The 6599-nt window shown below is 74.0% G+C and carries 5 protein-coding genes; 2 read left to right on the top strand and 3 right to left on the bottom strand.

Translation table 11 applies throughout. The features are described 5' to 3' along the window. The 3 genes from C6N75_RS26725 to C6N75_RS26715 form a co-directional block, all read right to left on the bottom strand. Positions 1-277, bottom strand: a 277-nt coding sequence (locus C6N75_RS26725) for a roadblock/LC7 domain-containing protein (protein WP_258177633.1), incomplete at its 3' end; no start/stop codon positions are given. A gap of 177 nt (positions 278-454) precedes the next feature. Then, positions 455-1801 (bottom strand): APC family permease, encoded by a 1347-nt coding sequence (locus C6N75_RS26720; protein ID WP_105871443.1) that lies wholly within the window; start codon positions 1799-1801, stop codon positions 455-457. Positions 1802-1889: 88 nt separating this feature from the next. Next, entirely contained in the window at positions 1890-3221 is a 1332-nt protein-coding gene (locus C6N75_RS26715; protein ID WP_105871442.1) for a type III PLP-dependent enzyme domain-containing protein, read from the bottom strand. A 452-nt stretch (positions 3222-3673) separates the two neighbouring features. On the opposite strand from C6N75_RS26715, the gene hutU reads away from it, so the two are divergent. Together hutU and C6N75_RS26705 are read left to right on the top strand one after the other, a co-directional pair. After that, positions 3674-5359: a urocanate hydratase gene (gene hutU, locus C6N75_RS26710; RefSeq protein ID WP_105871441.1), complete on the top strand. Its 1686-nt coding sequence runs from the start codon at positions 3674-3676 to the stop codon at positions 5357-5359. Beyond that, positions 5356-6599, top strand: a 1244-nt coding sequence (locus C6N75_RS26705; protein ID WP_258177632.1) for an allantoate amidohydrolase, incomplete at its 3' end; no start/stop codon positions are given. The genes hutU and C6N75_RS26705, both read left to right, overlap by 4 nt.

The following is a 6599-nucleotide window of genomic DNA, read 5'->3' as shown; positions in this document are numbered from 1 at the left end:
GAGCGGGCGGGGCGGCCGCGACCGGCCGGGTGGCCGATCGGCCGGCGGACGGGCCCGGGGGCAGTGCCGGCGGACCGTTCGCGCCGGGCGCGAAGGACTCGTACTCGGCTGCCGCGCGGGCCAGTTCGGCCGTCTCGGCGGCGGTGGTCTCGTGGTCTCCGACCGGTGAGTCGCCCGCGGTGCCGAGGGCGAGTCCGCTGGTCCAGTCGACGAGTGCGGCCCCGCGGGCGCCTGGCAGGCTCATCGCTTCGCGCAGGCACTCGTCGATTCCGGGCACGCCGGATCCCCTCCCAGTTCCCCGTGGTGCAAGAGCAGCAGTGACCGCGAGGTTACGCAAAGTCCCGCTCGCGGGTGGGGGGTTCTGGCAAATTCCAAGGGAACGTGCCCGCCCCGCGCTACGGTCGACGGTTGCCCGTGCGGCCGTGTCCCGGGGCGGTGGGGCCCGGTGCGCCGGTCAGTCCTCCCGGCGGGCGCGCAGCACCAGCTTGTTCACGCCCCAGAGGACCACGCCCAGCAGCACCAGCACGCCGGCGCGGATGTAGACGTCGGAGGAGCGGTCGGCGAGCGGGCTGGCCAGGATCAGCGCGCTGATCGCGCCGAGTACCGGCAGGATCGTCGGGGTGCGGAAGTGGTGGTGGTCGACCCGGTCCTTGCGCAGGACCAGCACGGTGACGTTGACCACCGCGAACACGCACAGCAGCAGGAAGGACGTGGTGTCGCCGAGGCCCTCGATCTCGCCGGTGGACACGAGCCCGATGGCCAGCAGCGAGACGAAGACGATGCCGACGACGGGGGTGCGGCGGCGGGGCAGCACCTTGCCCATGGCGCGCGGCAGGATGCGCTCGTTGGCCATGCCGTAGCAGAGCCGGGAGGCCATCATGATGTTGATCAGCGCCGAGTTGGTGACCGCGAACAGGGCGATCAGCGCGAACAGCTTGGGCGGGAAGTCCAGGCCGCCGGCCTTGACCACCTCCAGCAGCGGGCCGCTGGAGTCCTCTAGCACCCGGTAGTCGACCAGCAGTGAGGAGATCAGCGCCACCAGGACGTAGATGGTGCCGGTGACGCCGACGCCGATGAAGATGGCGCGCGGGAAGGTGCGGGCCGGGTCCTGGGTCTCCTCGGCCATGTTGACCGAGTCCTCGAAGCCGACGAAGGCGAAGAAGCCGAGCGCGGTGGCGCCCAGCACGCTGGTGAGCAGCGCGTAGCCGGTGCCGCCGGCCTGGAACTCGCCGAGCCGGGCGGGCTCGCCCTCGCCGGAGAACACCGCGTACGCGCCGATGGCGAGGATCACCACGAGGCCGGTCAGCTCGACGAGCGTCAGCACCACGTTGGTCTTCACCGACTCCGAGACGCCGCGCAGGTTCAGCGCGGCGAGCGCGACGATGAACAGGATCGCGATCAGCGTCGGCGGGACGGCGTCGGTGAACTCGCCGAGGTAGTCGCCGCTGAACGCGCGGGCGGCGGCGCTCGCCGAGGACAGGCCGGAGCACATCACCATGAAGGCGATGATGAAGGTGAGGAAGGGGACGTTGAACGCCTTCTGGGTGTAGAGGGCGGCCCCGGCGGCCTTCGGGTACTTGCCGACCAGCTCGACGTACGAGGCCGCCGTGAGCAGCGCGACCGCGAAGCCGATCGCGAACGGCAGCCAGAGGGCGCCGCCGACCTTGCCGGCCACGTTTCCGGTGGTGGCGTAGATCCCGGTGCCGAGGATGTCACCGATGACGAAGAGGATCAGCAGCTTGGGCCCGATCGCCCTCTTGAGTGCCGGTTCGCCACCGGCCGGCTCTGCGGTTGTGGACATGGATGCTTACTGCCCGGGCGTACGCCGCTGACTCCCGCCGCCGCGCCGAATACCGCCCGCCGGTGTGCGGCGAACGGCGGCGCGGGTGTCACCGCTCCAGCAGGGCGTCCCGGTGGGCGCCGCCGGCTTCGGCGACGATCTCGGGGAGCTGCTGGGGCGGGCGGAGGGTGACCAGGCGCCGGGCGCCCCCGGCGGTCCCGGTGTAGGCGTGGACGCCGGGGCGGGGCAGTGAGTTGTACGCGTAGTGGGCGGTGAAGTAGTAGGCGCCGGTGTCCAGGGCGGCGACCACGTCGCCGGGTTCCAGCGGCGGCAGCGGGCGCTGGACGGCGAGCAGGTCGCCGGCGAAGCAGGCGGGGCCGGCCACGTCCTGGTCGACGGGCGGGCCGTCCTTGGGGCGGCCCTCGGCGTCGTACGCGGCGATCCGCAGCGGCCAGGAGTCCGGGTCGTAGACGGTACGGGTGGCCACCTGCACGCCGGCGTGGGTGACGGCGATGGGCCGCGCGCCGGAGGTCTTGGTGTACTCGACCCGGGCCAGCAGCGTGCCGTGCTTGGCCAGCAGGGAGCGGCCGAACTCCGTGACCAGGCCGTACCGCCCGTCGAACAGTCCGGGCGCCTGCTCGGCGAGCAGCCGGGCGTACGCGGCGAAGGTCGGCGTCTCCTCGTCGGAGGTGAAGTTGACGGGGAGCCCGCCGCCGATGTCCAGGGTGTCGACCTGGCGGCGGCCGGTGGCCCGGACGGTGGCGGCGTTGATCTCCTCGGCCAGCTCGTAGACCTCCCGCACGCCGGTGGCGAGCAGGGAGAGCGGGACGCCCTGGGAGCCGGTGTGGGTGTGCAGCCGGGTCAGCCAGGGGCGGTCCAGGAAGGCCCGGACGACCTGGTCCCGGGCGCCCCGGTCGCGTAGCGCGACGCCGAACTTGGAGGTGGGCGTGGCGGTGGACAGCGCGTCGATGGTGCCGCCGCCGATCTGCGGGTTGACCCGCAGGCCGATGGGGGAGCGGGTGGGCGCGCCGGCCACCAGGGCGTCCAGCCGGGCGAGTTCCTGCGGGTTGTCGGCGTTGACGGCGACGCCCAGGGCGAGCGCCCCGGCCAGTTCGGCGGGGGTCTTGGCGGGCGAGTCCAGCACGATCCGCTCGGGCGGCATCCCGGCGGCCCGGGCCAGTGCCAGCTCGCCGGGGCTGGCGACCTCCGCGCCGAGCCCCTCGGCGTACAGCAGCCGCAGCACCGGCACCAGCGGTCCGGCCTTGACGGCGAAGGCGTGCAGCACCGGGGCGCCGGTGACGGCGGCGAAGGCGTCCCGCAGCGCGGCGGCGGACGCCCGCACGCCGTCGGTGTCCAGGAGGGCGGCGACCGGGTGCTCCTCGGTCAGCAGCTCCTGCTCGATCGCGGCTCGTACGGCTCGGTCGCGGCGTTCGGTGGCCATGCCTCCAGCCAACCATCAGCGGCGGCGGGGAACCAGGGCGGTCCGGTGGCGCACGGGACCGGGCCGGCTGCGCCGCGCGTCGCACCCGGCGGCAGAAGCCGCCGCACCCGGCCCGGGGACCGCCGCACCCGGTCCGATGACCGGCGCCCGGCCCGGGGGCCGTCGCGCCCGGCCCAATGACCGTCGCGCCTGGCCCGGGGGCCGTCGTGCCCGGCCCGGGGGCCGTCGCGCCTGGCCCGGCGACTGTCGCGTCCGGCCCAATGACCGTCGCACCCGGCGGCAGAAACCGCCGCACCCGGCCCGGGGACCGGCGTACCCGGCCCGGGGGCCGTCGCGGCCGGTGTGCCGGCCGGTCCGCCGCGCCCGTTGACTGGAACTATTCAGCAAGCCACTATGTGAATAGTCGACGAATAACCGGTCCAGCGTCGCGTCACACGCCGAGGAGGCATCCCATGTCAGGTCCCCGCCCCGTCCGGGCCCCGCGCGGTACGGAACTGACCACCCTGGGCTGGCAGCAGGAGGCCGCCCTGCGCATGCTCCACAACAACCTGGACCCCGAGGTCGCCGAGCACCCGGACAAGCTGGTCGTCTACGGCGGCACCGGCAAGGCGGCCCGCGACTGGCGTTCCTTCGACGCCATGACCCGCACCCTGCGCACGCTCAAGCAGGACGAGACCATGCTGGTGCAGTCCGGCCGCCCGGTCGGCGTGATGCAGACCCACGAGTGGGCGCCGCGCGTGCTGATCGCCAACTCCAACCTCGTCGGCGACTGGGCCAACTGGGAGGAGTTCCGCCGCCTGGAGCAGCTCGGCCTGACCATGTACGGGCAGATGACCGCCGGGTCGTGGATCTACATCGGCACCCAGGGCATCCTCCAGGGCACCTACGAGACCTTCGCCGCCGTCGCGCAGAAGAAGTTCGGCGGGACGCTGGCCGGCACGATCACGCTCACCGCCGGGCTCGGCGGCATGGGCGGCGCCCAGCCGCTGGCCGTCACCATGAACGACGGCGTCGCGATCTGCGTCGACTGCGACCCGCGTGCCATCGAGCGCCGCATCGAGCACCGCTACCTCGACGTGAAGGCCGACTCGCTGGAGCACGCCCTCGCCCTGGCCACCGAGGCCCGCGACGCCCGACGCCCGCTGTCCATCGGCGTGCTCGGCAACGCCGCCGAGCTGGTGCCGCAGCTCCTGGCCATGGGCGCGCCCATCGACATCGTCACCGACCAGACCTCGGCGCACGACCCGCTCGCCTACCTGCCGCTCGGCACCGACTTCGACGACATGGCCTCCCACGCCGCCGACAAGCCGGCCGACTTCACCCAGCGGGCCCGGGAGTCGATGGCCCGGCACGTGGAGGCCATGGTGGGCTTCCAGGACGCCGGGGCCGAGGTGTTCGACTACGGCAACTCCATCCGGGGCGAGGCCAAGCTCGCCGGCTACGAGCGGGCCTTCGACTTCCCCGGCTTCGTCCCCGCCTACATCCGGCCGCTGTTCTGCGAGGGCAAGGGCCCCTTCCGCTGGGCCGCGCTCTCCGGCGACCCCAAGGACATCGCCGCCACCGACAAGGCGATCCTCGACCTCTTCCCGGAGAACGAGTCGCTGCGCCGCTGGATCACCATGGCCGGCGAGCGCGTCCACTTCCAGGGCCTGCCCGCCCGGATCTGCTGGCTCGGCTACGGCGAGCGCGACCGGGCCGGCGAGCGGTTCAACGACATGGTCGCCTCCGGCGAACTCCAGGCCCCGCTCGCCATCGGCCGCGACCACCTGGACTGCGGCTCCGTCGCCTCCCCCTACCGGGAGACCGAGGCCATGCTCGACGGCTCGGACGCCATCGCCGACTGGCCGCTGCTCAACGCCATGGTCAACGTCGCGTCCGGCGCCTCCTGGGTGTCGCTGCACCACGGCGGCGGCGTCGGCATGGGCCGCTCCATCCACGCCGGGCAGGTCACCGTCGCCGACGGCACCCCGCTGGCCGGCGAGAAGATCCGCCGCGTGCTGACCAACGACCCCGGCATGGGCGTCATCCGGCACGTGGACGCCGGCTACGACATCGCCGAGGACGTCGCCGCCGAACGCGGCGTGCGCGTCCCCATGCGCGAGGACGCCGAGACCGGCCATCAGGACGCCGCCTCATGAGCGGCGCACCCGACGGGACGCGCCGCACGGAGAGCGGCGCCGACACCTTCCCCCGGATGTGGGCCGAACTGGCCCCCGTCGGCCGCCACCCGGCCACCGGCGGCTACCGCCGGCACGCCTGGACCGGCGCCGACGCCGACTGCCGCACCTGGTTCCAGGAGCAGGCCGAGGCGCGCGGGCTCCGCTACGAGACCGACCGCAACGGCAACCAGTGGGCCTGGCTCGGCGACCCCCTGGGCTCCGACGCCGTCGTCACCGGCTCCCACCTGGACTCGGTGCCCGACGGCGGCGCCTTCGACGGCCCACTCGGCGTGGTCTCCTCCTTCGCCGCACTGGACGAACTCCGCCACCGGGGAGCGGAGCTCACCCGGCCGCTGGCCATCGCCAACTTCGGCGACGAGGAGGGCGCCCGCTTCGGGCTGGCCTGCGTCGGCTCCCGGCTGACCGCGGGGCAGCTCACCCGGGAGGCCGCGCACCGACTCCGCGACGGCGACGGCGTCTCCCTCCCGCAGGCCATGGAGAACGCCGGATACGACCCCGACGCCATCGGCCCCGACCCCGAACGGCTCGCCCGCATCGGCGCGTTCGTCGAGCTGCACGTGGAGCAGGGGCGCGCCCTGGACCTCACCGGCCACCCGGTCGGCCTCGCCTCCGCGATCTGGCCGCACGGCCGCTGGCGGTACGACTTCGCCGGCGAGGGCAACCACGCCGGCACCACCCGGCTCGCCGACCGGCGCGACCCGATGCTGCCGTACGCCGAGACCGTGCTCGCCGCCCGCCGCGAAGCCGAACTCGCGGGCGCGGTCGCCACCTTCGGCAAGGTGGCCGTCGAGCCCAACGGCGTCAACGCCATCCCCTCCCTCGTACGCGGCTGGCTGGACTCCCGGGCCGCCGACCAGTCCGCCCTGGACACCGTGGTCGCCGCCGTGGAGGCCGCCGCCCGGGAGGCCGCCGCCCGCCAGGGGGTCGACCTCACCGTGGTCCGCGAGTCCTTCACCCCCGTGGTGGAGTTCGGCCACGCGCTGAGGGACGAACTGGCGAAGATCCTCGGCCCCGGCCTGCCCGTCCTCGGCACCGGCGCGGGACACGACGCCGGCATCCTCTCCGCCGCCGTGCCCACCGCCATGCTGTTCGTGCGCAACCCCACCGGCGTCTCGCACTCCCCGGCCTGGCACGTCGTCGTGGCCGGCGTGCCAGGCCGGGGAGTGCGAGACGCCGGTGGGGTTGCGCACGAACAGCA

Origin of the sequence: Streptomyces solincola (assembly GCF_002982015.1) — a bacterium.
GTDB lineage: Bacteria > Actinomycetota > Actinomycetes > Streptomycetales > Streptomycetaceae > Streptomyces > Streptomyces solincola.
The sequence above is the reverse complement of the archived record's forward strand: the minus strand, read 5'-3'. Positions and strand labels throughout refer to the sequence as shown.